This window comes from Halomonas sp. AOP13-D3-9, from assembly GCF_052379125.1.
In the GTDB taxonomy this organism is placed as follows: Bacteria; Pseudomonadota; Gammaproteobacteria; order Pseudomonadales; family Halomonadaceae; genus Vreelandella.
On the sequence record NZ_JBQSYH010000010.1, the window covers coordinates 22,381 to 39,723 of the forward strand.

Here is a 17,343-nt window from a genome sequence, read left to right on the forward strand (position 1 = left end):
CCCTACACACTCACGTATAACAAATTAAAGACCGTCAATACCAACGCCAGTAACGTAAGGAACCCTCATGCTATCGCGTGTTTTACAGCCGTTATTTCGTTACTTTGAAACGCGGGTTAACCCCTATCCAGAAGGTAGGGTGGAAACGCCGCCCAAAGGCTTAATGCCCTTTATTGTGCACTTCTCACGGCCGATGCTGCCGCTATTGCTGCTTATGACGCTGTTCACCGCGTTGGTGTCGGCGGCGGAAGTGGTCTTCTTCAGCTACATGGGCCAACTAGTGGATTGGCTGGGCAACGTTGAGCGGGCAGGCTTTTGGGCTGAAAACGGGCTGTGGCTAACAGGTCTGGGGCTATTGCTGCTGATCGGTTTGCCGCTGTTGGTGCTGTTGCAGTCGCTGGTCACCCATCAAAGCATTTTCGGTAACTACCCGATGATTGGCCGCTGGCTGTCCCACCGCCATATGCTGAGCCAGAGCCTGGCGTTTTATCAGGATGAGTTTGCCGGGCGGGTGTCGCAAAAGGTCATGCAAACCGCACTGGCGATCCGCGAAACTGTGACCAAGGTGATGGGGCTGCTGGTCTACGCCATTGTCTATTTCACCGGTGCGGCTTTCTTGCTGGGCCGAGCGGATCTGTTACTGCTGATACCGCTTGGGCTGTGGTTAGTAGGCTATCTCGCGATTATGCGCTTCTTCGTGCCGCGCCTGCGCGATGTCTCCATGGCCCAAGCGGACGCTCGAGCACAAATGACCGGTCGCGTGGTAGATAGCTACAGCAATATTCAGACCATCAAGCTGTTTGCCGATACCGAGCGTGAGCAGCGCTATGCTCGCGACGCTATGGAAGGCTTTATGGTGACTGTTCACCGCCAAATGCGGCTGGTGACTATCATGAGTGTGGGTTTGACGCTGCTGAACACTGCGCTGTTAGTGGGTACAGCGGCTATGGCCATCAGCGCCTGGTACATGGAAGCGATTTCCCTGGGCGTGCTGACGATCGCCATTGCGCTGGTTATGCGTATCCGCTTTATGTCCGACTGGATCTTATGGGAAGTCGCCGGGCTGTTTGAGAATATTGGCACCGTACAGGATGGCATGAATACCATTGCCCAGGAGCCAACGGTGCGCGATGCCCCGGCTGCAGAGCCGCTGAACGTCCCCGAAGGAGAGATCCGGTTTGACGCCATGCGGTTTGGCTATGCACAGGCTAAAGGCGAAAACAAAACCGTGTTTGATGGCTTAGATCTTACTATCGCCCCCGGCGAAAAAATCGGTTTGATTGGGCGTTCAGGGGCGGGTAAATCGACCCTCGCCAATTTGCTGCTGCGTTTTTACGACGTGCAGGGTGGGCGGATTTTGATTGATGGGCAAAACATTGCCGAGGTAACCCAGACCTCCTTGCGCCACCAGATTGGCATGGTCACCCAGGACACCTCGCTGCTGCACCGCTCGCTGCGCGATAATATCCGTTACGGCAGCCCCCACGCCAGTGATGAAGATGTTTGGAACGCGGTGTGCCGCGCCCATGCAGATACCTTTATCAATGACCTGGTCGACCCGAAAGGGCGCCGCGGGTTGGATGCTCATGTAGGTGAGCGCGGCGTTAAACTTTCCGGCGGTCAGCGCCAGCGGATTGCGATTGCCCGTGTGCTGCTCAAAAATGCCCCGATTCTGGTGCTGGATGAGGCGACCTCGGCGCTGGACTCAGAAGTAGAAGCCGCCATTCAAGAGCAGCTAGATACGCTGATGGAAGGCAAAACGGTTATCGCCATTGCCCATCGCCTTTCGACCATTGCTATGCTCGATCGGCTGATCGTGGTGGACGAAGGGCGCATCGTCGAAACCGGTTCGCATCAGGAGTTACTGGCGAAAGGGGGGATCTATGCCAGCCTTTGGCAGCGACAGTCGGGTGGTTTTTTAGGTCACGACCTTGATCTGGAAGAGAGTGCCCTCATCTCAAAATAGACCAGTCGTTTTTTAACGACATGCGTTCAATAGGAGGTAGTGATGCAAGCCATTCAGCTACGAGAGCCCGGCGGTTTAGACAAGCTAGAGGTCGTTGAGCTAGCGGCCCCAGGAGAGCCTGGTCCTGGTGAAATTAAAGTACGCCTGCACGCCAGCTCGCTGAATTTCCACGACTACGCCGTGGTCGCCGGGATGATCCCGACGGAAGACCAGCGTATTCCCATGTCTGATGGCGCGGGCGTGGTTGAAGCGATCGGTGAAAGTGTCAGCGAATTCGCCGTTGGCGACCACGTGGTCTCAACTTTCTTCCCGCATTGGCTCGAAGGCCCGGCCAGAGTGGGTGATTTTCGCACTACGCCGGGTGACGGCGTAGATGGCTATGCCCGCGAACTGGTTGTGCGCCCGTACGAGTGGTTTACTCATCAGCCCAAGGGCTATAGCCACGCAGAGTCCGCTACGTTAACCACCGCTGGCTTAACTGCTTGGCGTGCGCTCGTTGTTGATGGCGGTATCAAAGCGGGGGATAGCGTGCTGGTGCTGGGCACCGGTGGAGTATCGATTTTTGCCCTGCAGTTTGCCCGCCTGATGGGCGCGCGGGTGATCGCCACCTCATCATCGAATGAAAAGCTGGCGCGGCTGCGCGAGTTGGGCGCCGAGCACACCATCAATTACAAAGAGACGCCTGATTGGGGGAAGCGCGTGAAAGAGCTGACCAATGGCGAAGGCGTTGATCACGTTGTTGAGGTGGGCGGTTCTGGCACGTTGCCGCAGTCCATCGATGCGGTAAAAATTGGTGGGCATATCGCCTTGATTGGCATACTCACGGGCCGTGAAGGTGAGGTACCAACGGCTAAGCTAATGGCTAAACAGGCCAGCTTAAAAGGCTTGATTGTGGGTAGCCGTCGCCATCAGATCGAGATGATCCGCGCCCTTGAAACCTTCGATATGCATCCGATCATTGATCGTGAATTCCCGCTGACCGAGATCGCCGACGCTTTCCGCCATCAGGAATCTGGTCAGCACTTCGGCAAGATTTGCCTGACGTTTTAAATCGGTTGGCTTACTTTCAACTGGTTTACTTGCAATGAAGTGAGCCATAGATAACCCGCTTGCACGCCTTGCTCACTTGCCGGGCGTGCAAGTGCAGGTTAATCCGGCAAGCGGCTGTAGACCACACCTTTTACTTCCAATTCCAGTATTTCATCGTAGGGAACCGTAACCCCTTCCACGTCACCCGGCGTGCGATGGCTGTTTTTAATCTCGGTTTCAGGTATCACCTTTACGCCGACCAGCCCGACGTGCTGAATTCGGGCACTAAAGCGATTGCCTTCATGCTCGATCAGTAACCGCTCACCGGCAATACACTTCTCAAGCTTGGCGTGCAGCTCTTCTTCGCTAACGTGGACAACACTCATCGCTTTCTCCTTTAGCTTTCGCCATTGCTTGGCAATAAAACATAATAGTCCGTTAAGCGCGCTAACTACTGTCTGTAAAGACTTTATTTTAGACCATAAGTTCGTATTTGAGGTTAGCAACTGGGAGCGCCGTGCTAAAGTGAGCGCCTAACGCCAGCCATAAGGACAACCGTCATGGGGGAGCAACCATCATCGGCCGACACGCCGTTGTGGGCGGTCGTTGAGCTAGACCAATTTCGTACCCCTGAGCAGACCCAGGCGAGCCAGTGGCGACGCTCGTTGCGTTCGGCTTCGACGTGGCTGGTAGGCAAAAACAGCGCTGAGCAGCAGGTAAAAGAAGAGCATGAACTGCGTGCGTTACCCGAGGTTAAGCTAGCGCATTTAGTGCCGCCCATCGATTGGGCGCCCGCCGCAAGGGCTTTGGCGCAGCAGCTAAAAGGCCAGCAAGCGCCGGTTACGTTTTTTATTACCCCGCCGCACAGCGGCCATGTTTCTGTGGTGAGTCAGTGGGCGGAACAGCACCACTTTGCCTGTTTGCCGCCACCCACGCTCAGCGAGCTTGCCGAAGGCGACACTCAGTGGGTAGAGCGTTGTGCCAATCAACGCGAGTGGGCTGTTCCCGCATTAGAACGCTACTTTTTACGCCACACTCAGGGTATTCAGGGCGTACGTGAATTTCTTGAGCGTGCCTTAAGTGGCCGCTTGGGGCAGGGTGTGATTGGCTGTGACAGCTGGGCGTATGCCTACCTACAAGAAGTGGTCGGTATCGAGGGCGCGCCGGTGTTTACCCTTCAAGCCATGGAGGGCGAACAGCTGTCGCAGTACTTTGCGAAGATTGCGACCCATGAGGGGCAGTCTCCGTTGGTCTACAGCACGCGAACCGGTAAGCCAGTATTGACTGAATCAGCAACCCAGCATGGCGACAAAGCCCCTAACAAAGAGCTACAGCGCTTAGCTGCTCACTGTCGTGGTCATATAGGTCTTGCTTGGCACTACTGGCGCGAGCGGCTGCGTGAGCCAACAGCAGACGATGAAGAGGCGCTGTGGCTGGTCGATGCCCTCGCCGAGGCAGAACTCTCCACAGATACCGGGGATATCGCCACGCTGGTGCTGCATGCGTTATTGGTTCATGGCGGTCTGGATGACCACTCCCTCGGGCAGGTGTTGCCGTTTTCACACCACGAGGCACTCAATGCCCGGTTAGCTTTGCAGCGCAAAGGGATTGTTTCAAGCAGCGAAGGGCGTTGGCAGATCACACCGTTAAGCTACGCAAGCGTTCGCCAGCTATTGGAATCGCGCAATTATCTGGTTGATCCCCTTTAAGTCGCCGCGCTAACAGCGACAGGCCTGCGGAGGGCACCCATGGACGAACAACAAAAGTACGCACGATTGTTTAACGATATTGATAGCCAAGCGATGATTACCCTTGGGGTGGTGCTGCTATCGACCATTGTGCTGATTATTGTCAGCCAGCGGGGGCTTAACTGGCTGGCCACTCGGTTACACGGGCAAGTGCGTTTCCGCATTTTTGCCTTGGTGCCTCTAACGCGCCTACTGATTTTGATTACTGCACTGGCCATCATCGTACCGATTATTATCGAGCCATCGCTACGTAATATGGCCACGTTGCTGGGAGCACTTGGCTTAGCCATTGGTTTTGCCATGAAGGACTACGTAAGCAGCTTGATTGCGGGTGTTGTTTCGGCGATTGAACTGCCTTATCGCCCTGGGGACTGGGTTAATATTGAAGGCACTTACGGCGAGGTTAAGCACGTCGGTTTGCGCACGGTAGATATTCAGACGCCCGACGATGATTTAGTCGCCGTGCCGCACTTAAAGTTGTGGGATCACGCCGTTTACAACGCTAATAATGGCGGTACCAGCCTGCAGTGCGTGGCGAGTTTTTACCTTCACCCCGAGCACGAAGCAGGCTGGGTACGTAAAGCGCTGCGCGATGTGGCGTTAACCAGCGCCTATCTGAAGTTCGATAAGCCAATTATTGTGGTGGCCGAAGAGAAACCCTGGGGCACCCACTACCGCATACGCGCTTACCCGGTGGATCCGCGCCAGCAGTTTCTGTTTATTACCGATCTAACTGTACGCGGTAAAACAGTGCTGAGTGCCGCAGGCGTACAGTCAGCGATGTTGCCACCGGATGCTGCCCTGGATGCACGCAACGCGGCAGAATCTTCTTACTAACAGGCCTTAGGCGTCTGTAGACTCGGGCAGCTCACCGCTGTGATAGACGTTTTGCACATCGTCCAGTTCGTTGAGCATGCCTAGGAATTTTTCGAACATCGCTACGTCATCGCCTTCCACCGGGGTGGTGGTTTGCGGCAGGAACTGAATCTCGTCTGCCTCAAAGTCAATCTCACCGAAGGCATCTAATAATGCCTGTTTGGCTTTGGCGTAGTCGGTATGTGGGGCAAAAACGGTGATCCGCTCACCCTCTTGCTCAATATCGGTGACATCCACATCGGCTTCCATTAATGCTTCAAGCACGGCCTCTTCATCGCTTCCGGCGAAGGAAAAAATCGCGCAGTGATCGAACATATGGCTAACGCTGCCGGGGGTGCCGATTTTGCTCTTGGTTTTGGTAAAGCAGCCGCGCACATCGCCAAAGGTACGGTTGGGGTTGTCGGTAAGGCAGTCGACAATCACCATCACATTGCCAGGGCCGAAGCCTTCGTAACGGGCTGCGGAGAAATCTTCGCCACCGGCACCACTGGCTTTGTCGAGTGCTTTATCGATCACGTGAGAAGGTACCTGGTCTTTCTTGGCCCGTTCCATTAAACCGCGCAGCGCCAGATTGCCATTGGGGTCAGTGCCGCCCGCTTTAGCGCAAACGTAAATCTCGCGTCCATATTTGCTGTAGACCTTGGTCTTGGCATCGGCCGTTTTGGCCATGGATTCCTTACGGTTCTGAAAAGCCCTACCCATGTTGCCGTCCTATGTTTTCTATACGCCCCGCGCATTGGGCGGCGGGGCGGTTGTTTTAAAAAAGAGAAAAAGTGCAAAGAAAAAAGTGAGAGAGCAAATTTTACCCAACAGCGTACCATGCTAACAGCGTTATTTAAGGCGCTTGCCGAAGTGTTGCTTGGCTTGGCGTATACTGGCCGCCAGACGCCACATCGTGAATCTCGACCCTCAAGGAGGAACAGGCATGCCGTTGACACTCTGGCTATCACTCGCCGCGATTTGTGCCATGGGGGCTATGTCGCCGGGGCCGAGTTTGGCACTGGTGCTGCGCCATACGTTAGGCGGCGGGCGTTTTACTGGGGTGACCGCGGCCATCTTCCATGCCTTCGGGGTGGGCTTCTATGCGCTATTGACTGTTTGGGGGCTAGGCGCGTTAATCGCCGGTTTTCCGCTGCTGTTCCAACTGATTACCTGGTGCGGCGCGGCTTATTTGGCGTGGCTAGGAGTTAAAGCGCTGCGCGCCGGCAAAGCGGGTGCTTTAGAACCTAATGCGATTGTGACTAGCCGGGGCCAGGCCGCTAAAGAAGGCGTGCTGGTGGCATTAGGTAACCCGAAGCTGATCCTGTTTTTTGTCGCTCTGCTAAGCCAGTTTGTTACCCCCGAAATGAGTGGGCTGGCCAAAGCGATCATTGTGTTAACGGCGATGATTATTGACGGGGGGTGGTACGTGCTGGTCGCGGTGGTGCTTTCTCATTCACACATTCTGCCCTGGCTACAACAGCGTGCCCACTGGATAAACCGCATTACCGGGGTGTTGTTAATCGCACTGGCGTTACGCGTGGTAGCTGGACCACTGGTGTAAAAAGCATAGCCGTGGCATGGTGATACCCATGCCGTTTGGGGTTTTGTAGGGCGAAGTGATGCAAATTTACGACCAAGACTGCTATACCCACCAAGGGCTGCCGTTCAATCTACGCGTGCTGCGCGGTCAGGTGTTGCTGGTGGTCAATGTCGCCAGCCAGTGTGGTTTTACCCCGCAGTTAAGCGAGTTAGAGTCGCTCTATCAGCGCTATCGGGATCGTGGCTTCACCGTGCTTGGTTTCCCGTGCAATCAGTTTGGCCGTCAGTCGCCGGAAAGCGCCCAAGCGTTTTGTCAATTTGGCGAGCAGCAATTCGGCGTCAGTTTTCCATTGCTGGAGAAGGTTAAGGTCAACGGCAGTGATGCCCACCCATTGTTTGTGCTGCTCAAGCGTGAGGCGCCTGGAGTCCTAGGCACACAACTGATCAAATGGAATTTTACCAAGTTCCTGGTGGGTCGTGATGGCAAGGTGATAGCCCGATTTGGGCCGCGCTATCATGGGCGACCGCTACGTCTGGCATTAGAAGAAGCGCTAGATCAAAGCTATCCCTAACGCCATCTAAATCTGTTCGCCACGGGCAACGGCTACGCGACTCATGAGCGCGTTCCAGCGGTGTCGCACCATCATGGTGGTTAGCCCTGAAAACAGCGCCCAGCTTTTGCGCCGCCAGCCTTTCAACCTCAGGTTGTGGCTTACCAACTGTTTCATCAACTTATAGTCATCAAATTGCCGCCACTCGCTGGCGATCGAGAGCTGGTGCCGGGACATCACCGGGGCCATTTCCAGGCGAAACATCCACTCAAGCTCGTTAAGGGACATATCATAGCGCTCCACGACCTCGACCATGCGCGCGTAATCGCGCTCGCTGGGTTCACGATCCAGCCACAGCGGGGCTAGCGCCAGCCATAAATCGCCGCGTTCATCTACTAGCTGCTGTGCATTCATGATCGCCTCATGGGAAGTCGTTGCTAACGTAAGTGCTTGCCTAAGTATTTATCATCAGTACTTGTCATAAGTACTTGCCATCAGTACCGACATAATAACTTAGGCGGCTATCGTGACGCGAAAGCGCTTCTAGCTCAAGGGCAGACTATCGCTTAAGGATGGACAATCGCTCAAGAGCGGACAGGGCGCCCAGAGACCGCTAGAATACCCTCACTGAATCATGACATTGCTATGGCAAACGCTATTGCAAAACGATGTTGCTAGTTATGATGTCAAAAGCAAAATCAATCCGATAACGAGGTTCGATGTGATTATTAAACCCAAAGTGCGCGGCTTTATTTGTACCACTACTCATCCCATCGGCTGCGAGCAGAATGTTCGCGAACAGATTGAAGCGACCCGTGCTCGTGGTTTGGATAAGCAGGCTGGCCCAAAAAAAGTGCTCGTCATTGGGGCTTCAAGTGGCTACGGATTAGCCGCGCGTATTACCGCGGCGTTTGGCTACGGCGCCGACACGCTGGGCGTGTTCTTTGAAAAGCCCGCCACCGATAAAAAGCCGGGCACCGCAGGTTGGTACAACAGCGCAGCGTTCGATAAATTGGCCAAGCAGGAAGGGCTGTATAGCAAGTCGATTAACGGCGATGCGTTCTCCCATGAAGCGCGGGAAAAAGCGATTGAGTTGATTAAGCAGGACATGGGCGAGATTGACCTGGTGGTCTACTCGCTGGCATCACCCGTTCGGAAGCTGCCGGATAGCGGCGAACTGAAACGCTCAAGCCTTAAGCCAATTGGCGAGACTTACCGCGCCACCGCTATCGATACCAATAAAGACGCCATTATCGAAGCGGAAGTAGAACCTGCCACCCAGCAGGAGATCGACGACACCATCACCGTGATGGGCGGCGAAGATTGGGAACTGTGGATGAGCGCGCTAGACGAAGCCGGTGTGCTGGCCAAAGGCGCGCGCAGCGTGGCGTTTAGCTATATCGGTACCGAAATCACCTGGCCGATTTACTGGCATGGCGCTTTGGGTAAAGCCAAAGAAGACCTTGACCGCGCCGCAGCGGCTATCGATACCAAACTGAAAGAGAGCGGTGGTGGTGCCAATGTGGCGGTGCTCAAATCGGTGGTCACCCAGGCCAGCGCAGCCATTCCAGTGATGCCGCTTTACATCGCCATGGTCTACCGCATCATGAAAGAGCAGGGCCTGCACGAAGGCACTATCGATCAGTTGAACCGTCTATTCGGCGAGCAGCTCTACTCGGCTGAGGGGCTACGCGGTGAGTTCACCACCGACGAAGTTGGACGCCTACGTCTGGATGACTGGGAATTGCGTGACGATGTTCAGCAAGCGTGCCAGGACCTTTGGCCGGAAGTGACGACGGAAAACTTATTCGAAATTACCGACTATGCTGGTTATAAGCACGAATTCTTGAAGCTGTTTGGCTTTGAGCGTGACGATGTCGATTACGATGCCGACGTCAATCCTGAGGTTAAGTTTGATGTCGTGAATCTGTAAGCCATCCATTGGGGCGGTAGCGCCGCCCAATTCGACCGGAACGCGGGAGGTGTTTATGGATACTAGGGAAAGCAAAACTCCGGAAGAAGAGAAGCAGCACATTATTAATGAGCGGATACCTGAGGATTATGAAACCTCAAAACCGCATCTACAGCCGGAAGCCAAGAAGCGACCCGATGGGTTGTACAAGCTGCTCCCGCTAGTGGTGATCATTCTCGGCGTAATTGTGGTCAGTATCGTCGTGTTAGGTATTATTAATCGGGGCAACTAGTGCTTAACTAGGCTTTAATTTGCCGGGCTTTGGCCCGGCAAATTGCATTCATGCGTCACGTTTTTGCTGCAGTGGTCATAACGCTGCCATCCGCTACGCAATTGGGTAAGATGGTGGCTTCCCTAGGCCGATGGCGGTTTTTCATGCAGCGTTTCATGCAGTTTTTTATGCAGCTCAGTCAGTTATCATGCTGCCCAACCCGTTAACCTCTCACACAGGCATTACCCGTCGGCGTGTGGCATTTCTGCTGTTGCCGGGGTTTTCGTTATTGACCCACGCCAGTGCGCTAGAACCGCTGCAAATGGCTAACCAACTAAGTGGTCAAATGCTTTACCAAACCGTCACGTTAAGCCTTAACGACGAGCCCGTGCGCAGTGGTGCCCAGCTTTCGCTAATCGCGCAGCATGAGCTAAGTACTGCTCTAGGCCCACTAGACCTGTTGTTCATATGTGCACCGACGCCGCTGCCCTATACGCTTCCTGCCAAGCTGAATGAGTGGCTGCGGGGGCACCAGGGCCATGGCGTAGCGCTGGGTGGTTTGGCTGGGGGCACCGAGGTATTGGCGCGCTGTGGTTTGCTTGAAGGTTATCGGGCGACGCTGCCCTGGCAGCGTTTTGAGGCCTTTTCCCAGGCCTATCCGCAGGTGACGCTTTCTCAACAATTGTTTGAAATTGACCGTGACAGGTTGACCTGCGCGGGCGGTACTGCCGCCATGGACTTAATGCTCACGCTGATTGGTCAGCATCACGGTGCTCGCTTGGCGGAGCAAGTGTCGGAGCAGTTTGCCTGCGATCGCATTCGCTTGGCGGACGAGCGCCAGCACGTGCCGCTGCGAAGCCGCCTGGGCCACGCGCCGCAGAGCCTGGTGGATGCCGTGACACTGATGGAAGCCAATATTGAGGAGCCGCTCTCAACTCTGGAACTGGCCGAGCACCTAGGGATTTCCCGGCGTCAGTTGGAGCGGCTATTTAAGAAGTATCTGCAGGCGGTGCCCAGCCGCTACTATCTCGATTTGCGCTTGCAGGAAGCCCGCAAGCAGCTGCGCGAGAGTGACCGGCCGGTAGGCGATATTGCCTTTGCCACGGGATTTTCCTCAGGCGCCCACTTTTCTACCGCCTACCGTCACCATTTCGGCATGACACCGAGGGAAGAGCGCCTGGGTTAGAAGGATAAGATTAGAGGGATTAGGTTAGCGTATCCACAATGCCGCCTTCCACGCGCAGTGCCGCCCCGGTGGTGGCACTGGCCTGGGGCGATGCAGCGTAAACGCTCATGTTTGCGACCTCTTCGGGTGTCGCCAAGCGCTGAATGATTGAAGAGGGGCGGTTCTCCTGCACGAAGCGTGCTTCCACTTCCTGCTGAGAAATACCCTCTTTCTCTGCCATGTCGCCAAGCATTTTGAGGACACCCTCGGAACGTGTCGGCCCGGGGAGAATGGCATTCACGGTAACCTGGGTGCCACTGAGTACCTTGGCCAGCCCGCGGGAAACTGATAGCAGTGCCGATTTGGTCATGCCGTAATGCACCATTTCACTAGGGATGTTGATCCCCGACTCGCTGGAGATAAACTGAATACGCCCCCAGTCGCGCTCGCGCATGCCCTGAGCGTAGTGACGGGAAAGCCTCACCGCGCTCATCACGTTGACATCAAAAAATTGCTGCCAGGTAGCGTCATCGACTTCAAAAAAGTCCTGTGGGCCGAAAATGCCGACGTTGTTGATCAGGATATCCGTGCTGGGCTGCTGTTTAATAAGCGTTTGGCAGCCTTCAGCGGTGCCGAGATCAGCCGCTACGCCTTCTACATTGGCATTGGGGGTAGCGTTTTTAAGCGCCGCGATGGCCTCCTCAACCCGCGCCTGGGTGCGTCCTGTCACCACCACGTTAGCGCCAGCATTGGCGAGTCCTTGAGCAATCGCAAAACCAATGCCTGCCGTCGAGCCGGTGATAATGGCGTGCTTGCCGCTTAGATCAATATGCATACGTTGGTCTCCTCTCGTCCTGAGTGTCGGTGCTCATCACTATGCAACGCAGCTCAGCGAATAACCGCATAGCTTGCTAATTAGTATGCGGCTCTTTTAGTCTTCTTCAAGGGGAAGGTCTTCAATCGACCAGGTGTTCAGTCGCTTGCTGAGCACTGAGCCAGTAAAAAAGGGGCCTTGCGACCGTGCCCTGCCGCTCAGGCAGCTTAGCAACATCAGTGATGCTCCGGTTTACGCTGCTCCTAATGCGCCGCCGCTAAATGTTATCTCTAGCCCAACACCCGCTTATGACTCGGCATTCGGCGGCATCACCACCCACTCAGGCTCCTCGAATTCGCCGATCAGGCGGATCTCGCAGCAGGGGGCCGCACGGCGGATGACCTCCTTTATCTCCGGGTTGGGCTGGGCTTCCATGGCGTCGCGGCTGGCCTTGCTGTCCCAGTGGGCGATGGCGATCAGGGTGTTGGGGTCGCCGATCTTACGATGCAGTTCAGTGCCGCGTGCCCCTGGCGCCTGCTGGATGAGTTGGCTGGCGCGGACCCAGGCGTCGGCGTAGTCCTCGGCACGGTAGCCGTCGCGGATATGCACTTCGAAGATATATTTCATGGCGCTTCTCCCTGTTACTGCTGCTGAAGCTTTCGATCCTGGGCCATTGTATCCCGCCCCGTCCTGATCCAGCTGCCTCTTTTCTCGCGCCGTTAGTCGAGCGTGATGCTCAGCGTCTGCCGGGCCTCGCAGGGGTAGCCGTGGCGCAGGTGCAGGGTGCGCTTGTCGAGGGCCATCACCACCGCGAACAGGGTCTCCATGCGCTCGGCCTCGGGCAGGTCGACGTCAGTGTGCTTGCAGATCGACATAGGCGCATTGTGGTGGTCGCTCAGTACGTCGAACAGCGCGCTGACGCTGGCCTTGGGCGGTGGGTCTAGCAGCTCATCGAGGCGGTGCAGGCGTACATGGGAGTCGGGCTTGGGGAAGTCGGTGACACAGGCGGTGGCGGCCGCGGCGTAGAGGTGGTTGGTATGGGTCACCCGCCCGCCGCTGGGCTCGAGTACCCCCGGTGGCCCGGGCTGGACCTCGAAGCCGGCGGTCTGGCCTGCAGCGCTGGCGACCAGAAAGTGCGCCGGCGAGGCGACGCGGTCTTCCGCGACGATGCGCTGGGCGCTGGTGAAGCCGTCGCTCTCGAGAAGCTTGCGCAGGGCGATGTGGATCGGCAGGCCCTCGCCGCAGGTCTGCGAGCGGATGGCGTTGAGACACACGCCGAGGCCGTGGGCGTTGAGGCCGATCTTGGCCAGCATCCCGGCCTCGCCGACGCTGACCAGCGGCGGGGCGTCGTCCCCCTCTATGTGTAGTACCACCACGTTGTCGAGCTGGTCGAGGCGCCAGTCCCAGTTCTGGGCCAGCCATTGGCGACCCTGCTGGTAGAGTGAGAAGGCAGAACAGCCGCCGCTGGCTTGGGTTAGCGAGATCTCGCTGCGGCAGTTGAGGGTGAGGATATCGTCGCGCTGCAGGTCGGCGCCCTCGGCAATGCCCTCGAGCTCATCCAGGATCGCCGGAAAGCCGCGTTCGATCGCCGGTATAAAGCGGCGGGCCTCCTGCCGGGCTGCGGCCCAGTCGAGGCCTACAAAGTCTTGAAATAGCCGGTCATAGACCTCAATGCTGCGCTGAATCTGTGCGGCGTGGCGTTGGCCATGGGCCACGCCAATGGCATGGCGGCTACCACGCAGATGGGTTACGTCGAGCATGCGGAGTGCTCCTCGGGGAGGGGATTTACTCAAGCCTACCGCGAACAGCGTTGAAGTGCAGGTGGGTGTTTTGGATATGCAGCGAATAATAGTTTGCTTTATTCAACGTTTGAGGAAATTTTGACGCTGACAGCTACCAAAGGGCATCAGGCGTCCCCAAACGATAAAAAGCAGGCCTAAATACGTCACTGATACCGTGCGGTGCACAAGGACGGATATAGAGTGTTACAAAAGGGGGAGGGTACTCCAGTTAAATGCCGCTATTCATAATTTGCCGTCCCATTGCTGAAAGCAGGTAACCTAGCTAGGCCTTTATACTGTTTTCATTCCTTTCCTCCATTGGAGATAGCGTGCCATGAGCCATACCCCAAGCCGTCAAGATTACGACCACTACATGACGCCTAACTACTCCCCGCAGCAGGTCATTCCAGTGCGCGGTGAAGGCAGCCGCTTGTGGGATCAACAGGGCCGGGAATATATCGATTTCGCCGGGGGCATTGCGGTGAACTCCCTGGGGCACTGTCATCCGGTGCTGGTCAACGCGCTGAAAGAGCAGGGCGAAAAGCTGTGGCACCTCTCTAACGTGTTCACCAATGAACCGGCGCTGAACCTAGCCAAAGCGCTGGTCGAGCGCACCTTCGCTGATAAGGTGTTCTTGTGCTCCTCCGGCGGTGAAGCCAACGAAGCCGCGCTTAAGCTGGCGCGCCGCTGGGCAGTGGATCACCACGGTGAGCATAAAGATAAGATCATCTCATTTTATCAATCTTTCCATGGCCGCACCTTCTTCACCGTTAGCGTTGGTGGTCAGCCCAAGTACTCCCAAGGCTTTGGCCCGGTGCCTGGTGGCATCCTGCATGCTGACTACAATGATCTGGAAAGCGTGCGCAAGCTGGTCGGTGACGACACCTGCGCGATTATGGTCGAACCCATGCAGGGTGAGGGCGGCATCGTGCCCGGCACGCAAGCGTTTCTTCAGGGCCTGCGCGACCTATGCGACGAGCACAATGCGCTGCTGATCTTTGATGAAGTGCAAACCGGCGTTGGTCGTAGCGGCGAACTCTACGCTTATAAGAACTACGGCATCACCCCGGATATCCTCACCAGCGCTAAATCCCTGGGCGGCGGTTTCCCCATTGGCGCCATGCTGGCAATCGACTCGGTGGCTAAATCGTTGGTCATCGGTACCCACGGCTCTACTTATGGCGGCAATGCGTTGGCATCTGCTGTGGCCTTAGCGGCGGTTGAGTTTATCGACACCCCTGAGGTGCTCGAAGGCGTTAAGCGTCGTCACGATCTGTTCCGTGAACACCTGGAAACCATCAACCGCAAGTACGGCGTGTTTAAAGAGATTCGTGGTATGGGCCTGCTGATGGGCGCCCAGATGTCGGATGCCTATGAGGGCCGCGCCAAAGATATTCTGCCGTTGGCGATTGAAGAGGGCCTGATGGCGCTTATCGCCGGGCCGAACGTACTGCGCATGGCGCCTTCCCTGGTCATTCCTGAAGCAGATATCGCCGAAGGCATGGCTCGCTTAGAGCGCGCGATTGAGCGGTTAGTTGCGGCCGCATGAGTGAACAACAGGCTGCGTCAAGCGTGTCAACGGAACAGGGGGCGTCGAGAATGCTAGTCGTTCGACCCGTTAAAGCGTCTGATCTCATGGCGCTGGAGCAATTAGCCGAGCATGCAGTGCCTAGGCTGACCAACTTGCCTGCTAACCGTGAGCGGCTTCAGGAGCGCATTGCGCGCTCCCAGGAAGCCTTTAACGGCGACGTTGAGTTTCCAGAAGATGAGCACTATACGTTTGTGCTGGCGGACGATACACGCGAGGAAGTGCTGGGCACGGCCACTATCCGTGCCCAGGCAGGCGCCAACGAGGCCTATTACACCTATCGTCAGGAAACGCTGATTCACGCTTCACAGCAGCTCAATGTTCGCCGTGAAGTGCAGACGCTGGCGCTCTCCCATGAAGTCTCGGACGCTACCCTGCTGTGCGCCTTTTCGCTTAACCCTCGCTACAAAGGCACCAGCGCGGAGAGCCTGTTACGCCGGGCGCGGTTGATGTTTATCGCCCAGTACCCGGAACGCTTTTCACGCATTCTGGCGGTGGCGTTCCCTGGCTACTTGGATACCCGCAGCGAATCGCCGTTTTGGGAAAGCGTGGGGCGGCACTTTTTTGCTCGCAGTTTCCAGGATATTAACCACATTGCCGGGGTACGCTCGAAAAGTTTTATCGCCGAAGTAATGCCCCAGTTTCCGCTCTATTTGCCGCTGCTAACGCCCCAGGCGCGGGCGGCAATAGGTCGTGAGCACCCCGCCCACGAAGAGGCGCTGGAAGAGATGCTGGCGGAGGGCTTTGTGCGTTCGCGGCATGTGGATATTTTCGACGCCGGGCCGATTGTCAAGGCTGAGCGCGAGCGGTTGGTAACCTTCCGCAGTGCCGCCTGGCACCCGGTACGCATTCGTCCTGAACACGCGTTGCCCGATGCCGAACCGGCGTTGGTCGCCAATCAAAAGCTGGGTGAGTTTCGTTGTATCGTCGCCCGCTACGCGCTGTCGCCCACGGGCCAGTTAATGCTTTCTCCCGAACATGCCGAGCGATTGGGCGTTACCGAAGGGCGAGCGGTACTGGCCGCACCGCTGACGCTACCCACCGCGGTAGACGCGCTTGATGAAGGAGAGATGTAATGCGCATTCGACCCATTGCCCGTGATGATTTGGATGGGCTTCAGGCGCTTGCGCAGCAGGCGGGCGTTGGCTTTACCTCGCTACCCGATAACCGCGAGTTTTTAGCCGGTAAGATTGAAGCGGCCGCCAGTGCTTTTGAAGAGCGCACCCCAGCGGATGACCGCCTCTACTTCTTTGTGCTGGAAGATGAAACAAGCGGCGAACTCGCTGGTTGCTGCGCTATAGAGGGCCAGGTGGGCCGCGAAGTGCCGTTCTATAACTACCGGCTGGGCACCTTGGCACACTCGTCGGTACAGCTGGACCTGCACCGCACCATCGACACGCTGTTTTTAAGCTCCGACCACACCGGTGACGCTGAAGTGTGCTCGCTGTTTTTGCGTCCAGAATACCGCGGCGAAGCCAACAAACATTTGCGCAACGGCGCGCTGCTCTCCAAAGCACGCTGGCTGTTTATCGCCCAGTTCCGTGACCGCTTCCCGGATAAAGTGCTGGCCGAAATGCGCGGCGTGTTCGACGAAAATAACACCAGCCCTTTCTGGGAGAGCCTGGGCAAACACTTCTTCCCTATGGATTTCAGCGAGGCTGACCGCCTAACCGGCCTGGGGCAGAAGAGCTTTATTGGCGAGCTGATGCCCAAGTTTCCCATTTACACCACCTTTATGGCCGAAGAAGCGCGGGCTTGTATTGGTCAGGTGCATCGCCACACCCGCCCGGCGCTGGAGATGCTTAAGAAAGAGGGACTGCGCTGGGAAGGCTATATCGATATTTTCGATGGTGGCCCGACGGTCGAGGCGTACATTGACGACGTGCGTGCCATCCGTAACTCACGGCTCTGCCAAGTGGAAGTATCCAATAGCGCAGCAGAAGAGAGCGTCAGCCGCTGGCTGGCCGCCACCACCCATATGCTCAGCTTTACCGCCAGTTGGGTCGGCCGTGCTCCCAGCGATGACAACACTATCGTTCTGAGCGCACAAGAAGCGCAGCGCTTAGGCGTTTCCACCGGCGATACCCTACGGCTACTCGAAACCTAGGCGACGTTTACAGG

General features: G+C 56.5%; 18 protein-coding genes. 12 read left to right on the top strand and 6 right to left on the bottom strand.

All coding sequences use genetic code 11. The features are described 5' to 3' along the window. The first annotated feature begins 67 nt into the window (after positions 1 to 67). On the top strand, positions 68 to 1,966 hold the full coding sequence (locus ACT3UM_RS12280) for an ABC transporter ATP-binding protein (RefSeq protein ID WP_498899146.1): 1,899 nt from the start codon (positions 68 to 70) through the stop codon (positions 1,964 to 1,966). Positions 1,967 to 2,008: 42 nt separating this feature from the next. Beyond that, positions 2,009 to 3,016: a zinc-dependent alcohol dehydrogenase family protein gene (locus tag ACT3UM_RS12285; RefSeq protein WP_498899148.1), complete on the top strand. Its 1,008-nt coding sequence runs from the start codon at positions 2,009 to 2,011 to the stop codon at positions 3,014 to 3,016. Between the two features lie 98 nt (positions 3,017 to 3,114). On the opposite strand, the gene ACT3UM_RS12290 is transcribed toward ACT3UM_RS12285, so the two are convergent. Continuing rightward, entirely contained in the window at positions 3,115 to 3,381 is a 267-nt protein-coding gene (locus tag ACT3UM_RS12290) for a hypothetical protein (RefSeq protein ID WP_035584805.1), read from the bottom strand. Positions 3,382 to 3,555: 174 nt separating this feature from the next. Between ACT3UM_RS12290 and ACT3UM_RS12295 the strand changes: the two genes are divergently transcribed. Together ACT3UM_RS12295 and ACT3UM_RS12300 are read left to right on the top strand one after the other, a co-directional pair. After that, positions 3,556 to 4,704, top strand: coding sequence for a hypothetical protein (locus ACT3UM_RS12295; RefSeq protein WP_498899151.1), 1,149 nt, complete (start codon positions 3,556 to 3,558; stop codon positions 4,702 to 4,704). Positions 4,705 to 4,743: 39 nt separating this feature from the next. After that, the gene (locus tag ACT3UM_RS12300) at positions 4,744 to 5,580 is read left to right on the top strand and encodes a mechanosensitive ion channel family protein (protein WP_498899153.1); all 837 of its coding nucleotides are present in this window, start codon (positions 4,744 to 4,746) and stop codon (positions 5,578 to 5,580) included. 6 nt (positions 5,581 to 5,586) lie between these two features. Here the strand turns inward: ACT3UM_RS12300 and ACT3UM_RS12305 are convergent, their stop codons facing one another. After that, positions 5,587 to 6,321, bottom strand: coding sequence for a YebC/PmpR family DNA-binding transcriptional regulator (locus ACT3UM_RS12305; protein ID WP_035584796.1), 735 nt, complete (start codon positions 6,319 to 6,321; stop codon positions 5,587 to 5,589). 223 nt (positions 6,322 to 6,544) lie between these two features. Here ACT3UM_RS12305 and ACT3UM_RS12310 point away from each other — a divergent pair, with 223 nt between their 5' ends. Together ACT3UM_RS12310 and ACT3UM_RS12315 are read left to right on the top strand one after the other, a co-directional pair. After that, a complete protein-coding gene (locus tag ACT3UM_RS12310; protein ID WP_498899156.1) occupies positions 6,545 to 7,162 on the top strand; it encodes a LysE family translocator in 618 nt (205 codons plus the stop codon). Positions 7,163 to 7,220: 58 nt separating this feature from the next. After that, positions 7,221 to 7,712, top strand: coding sequence for a glutathione peroxidase (locus tag ACT3UM_RS12315; protein ID WP_498899158.1), 492 nt, complete (start codon positions 7,221 to 7,223; stop codon positions 7,710 to 7,712). A gap of 6 nt (positions 7,713 to 7,718) precedes the next feature. Here the strand turns inward: ACT3UM_RS12315 and ACT3UM_RS12320 are convergent, their stop codons facing one another. Further along, positions 7,719 to 8,105, bottom strand: coding sequence for a DUF7079 family protein (locus ACT3UM_RS12320; RefSeq protein WP_498899160.1), 387 nt, complete (start codon positions 8,103 to 8,105; stop codon positions 7,719 to 7,721). Between the two features lie 307 nt (positions 8,106 to 8,412). Between ACT3UM_RS12320 and fabV the strand changes: the two genes are divergently transcribed. The 3 genes from fabV to ACT3UM_RS12335 all read left to right on the top strand — a co-directional run bounded on the left by fabV (position 8,413) and on the right by ACT3UM_RS12335 (position 11,060). After that, on the top strand, positions 8,413 to 9,624 hold the full coding sequence (gene fabV, locus ACT3UM_RS12325; protein ID WP_144810997.1) for an enoyl-ACP reductase FabV: 1,212 nt from the start codon (positions 8,413 to 8,415) through the stop codon (positions 9,622 to 9,624). 55 nt (positions 9,625 to 9,679) lie between these two features. Then, entirely contained in the window at positions 9,680 to 9,895 is a 216-nt protein-coding gene (locus ACT3UM_RS12330; protein WP_035584784.1) for a hypothetical protein, read from the top strand. 187 nt (positions 9,896 to 10,082) lie between these two features. Next, the gene (locus ACT3UM_RS12335; protein WP_172821661.1) at positions 10,083 to 11,060 is read left to right on the top strand and encodes a GlxA family transcriptional regulator; all 978 of its coding nucleotides are present in this window, start codon (positions 10,083 to 10,085) and stop codon (positions 11,058 to 11,060) included. 19 nt (positions 11,061 to 11,079) lie between these two features. On the opposite strand, the gene ACT3UM_RS12340 is transcribed toward ACT3UM_RS12335, so the two are convergent. From ACT3UM_RS12340 to ACT3UM_RS12350, 3 genes are all read right to left on the bottom strand, one after another. Beyond that, positions 11,080 to 11,874, bottom strand: coding sequence for an SDR family NAD(P)-dependent oxidoreductase (locus ACT3UM_RS12340; RefSeq protein WP_498899164.1), 795 nt, complete (start codon positions 11,872 to 11,874; stop codon positions 11,080 to 11,082). Positions 11,875 to 12,159: 285 nt separating this feature from the next. Further along, a complete protein-coding gene (locus ACT3UM_RS12345; RefSeq protein WP_035584777.1) occupies positions 12,160 to 12,480 on the bottom strand; it encodes an antibiotic biosynthesis monooxygenase family protein in 321 nt (106 codons plus the stop codon). Between the two features lie 92 nt (positions 12,481 to 12,572). Next, entirely contained in the window at positions 12,573 to 13,613 is a 1,041-nt protein-coding gene (locus ACT3UM_RS12350; RefSeq protein ID WP_498899166.1) for a C45 family autoproteolytic acyltransferase/hydrolase, read from the bottom strand. Positions 13,614 to 13,968: 355 nt separating this feature from the next. Between ACT3UM_RS12350 and ACT3UM_RS12355 the strand changes: the two genes are divergently transcribed. The 3 genes from ACT3UM_RS12355 to astA are packed head-to-tail and all read left to right on the top strand — an operon-like array spanning position 13,969 to position 17,329. Beyond that, the gene (locus ACT3UM_RS12355; RefSeq protein ID WP_498899168.1) at positions 13,969 to 15,183 is read left to right on the top strand and encodes an aspartate aminotransferase family protein; all 1,215 of its coding nucleotides are present in this window, start codon (positions 13,969 to 13,971) and stop codon (positions 15,181 to 15,183) included. A 50-nt stretch (positions 15,184 to 15,233) separates the two neighbouring features. Beyond that, positions 15,234 to 16,298 carry an arginine N-succinyltransferase gene (locus ACT3UM_RS12360; protein ID WP_498899170.1) on the top strand — a complete coding sequence of 355 codons (1,065 nt, stop codon included), beginning with the start codon at positions 15,234 to 15,236 and terminating at the stop codon, positions 16,296 to 16,298. After that, a complete protein-coding gene (astA, locus tag ACT3UM_RS12365) occupies positions 16,298 to 17,329 on the top strand; it encodes an arginine N-succinyltransferase (protein WP_035584765.1) in 1,032 nt (343 codons plus the stop codon). The genes ACT3UM_RS12360 and astA overlap by 1 nt, the downstream gene beginning before the upstream one ends. The last annotated feature ends 14 nt before the right edge of the window (positions 17,330 to 17,343 follow it).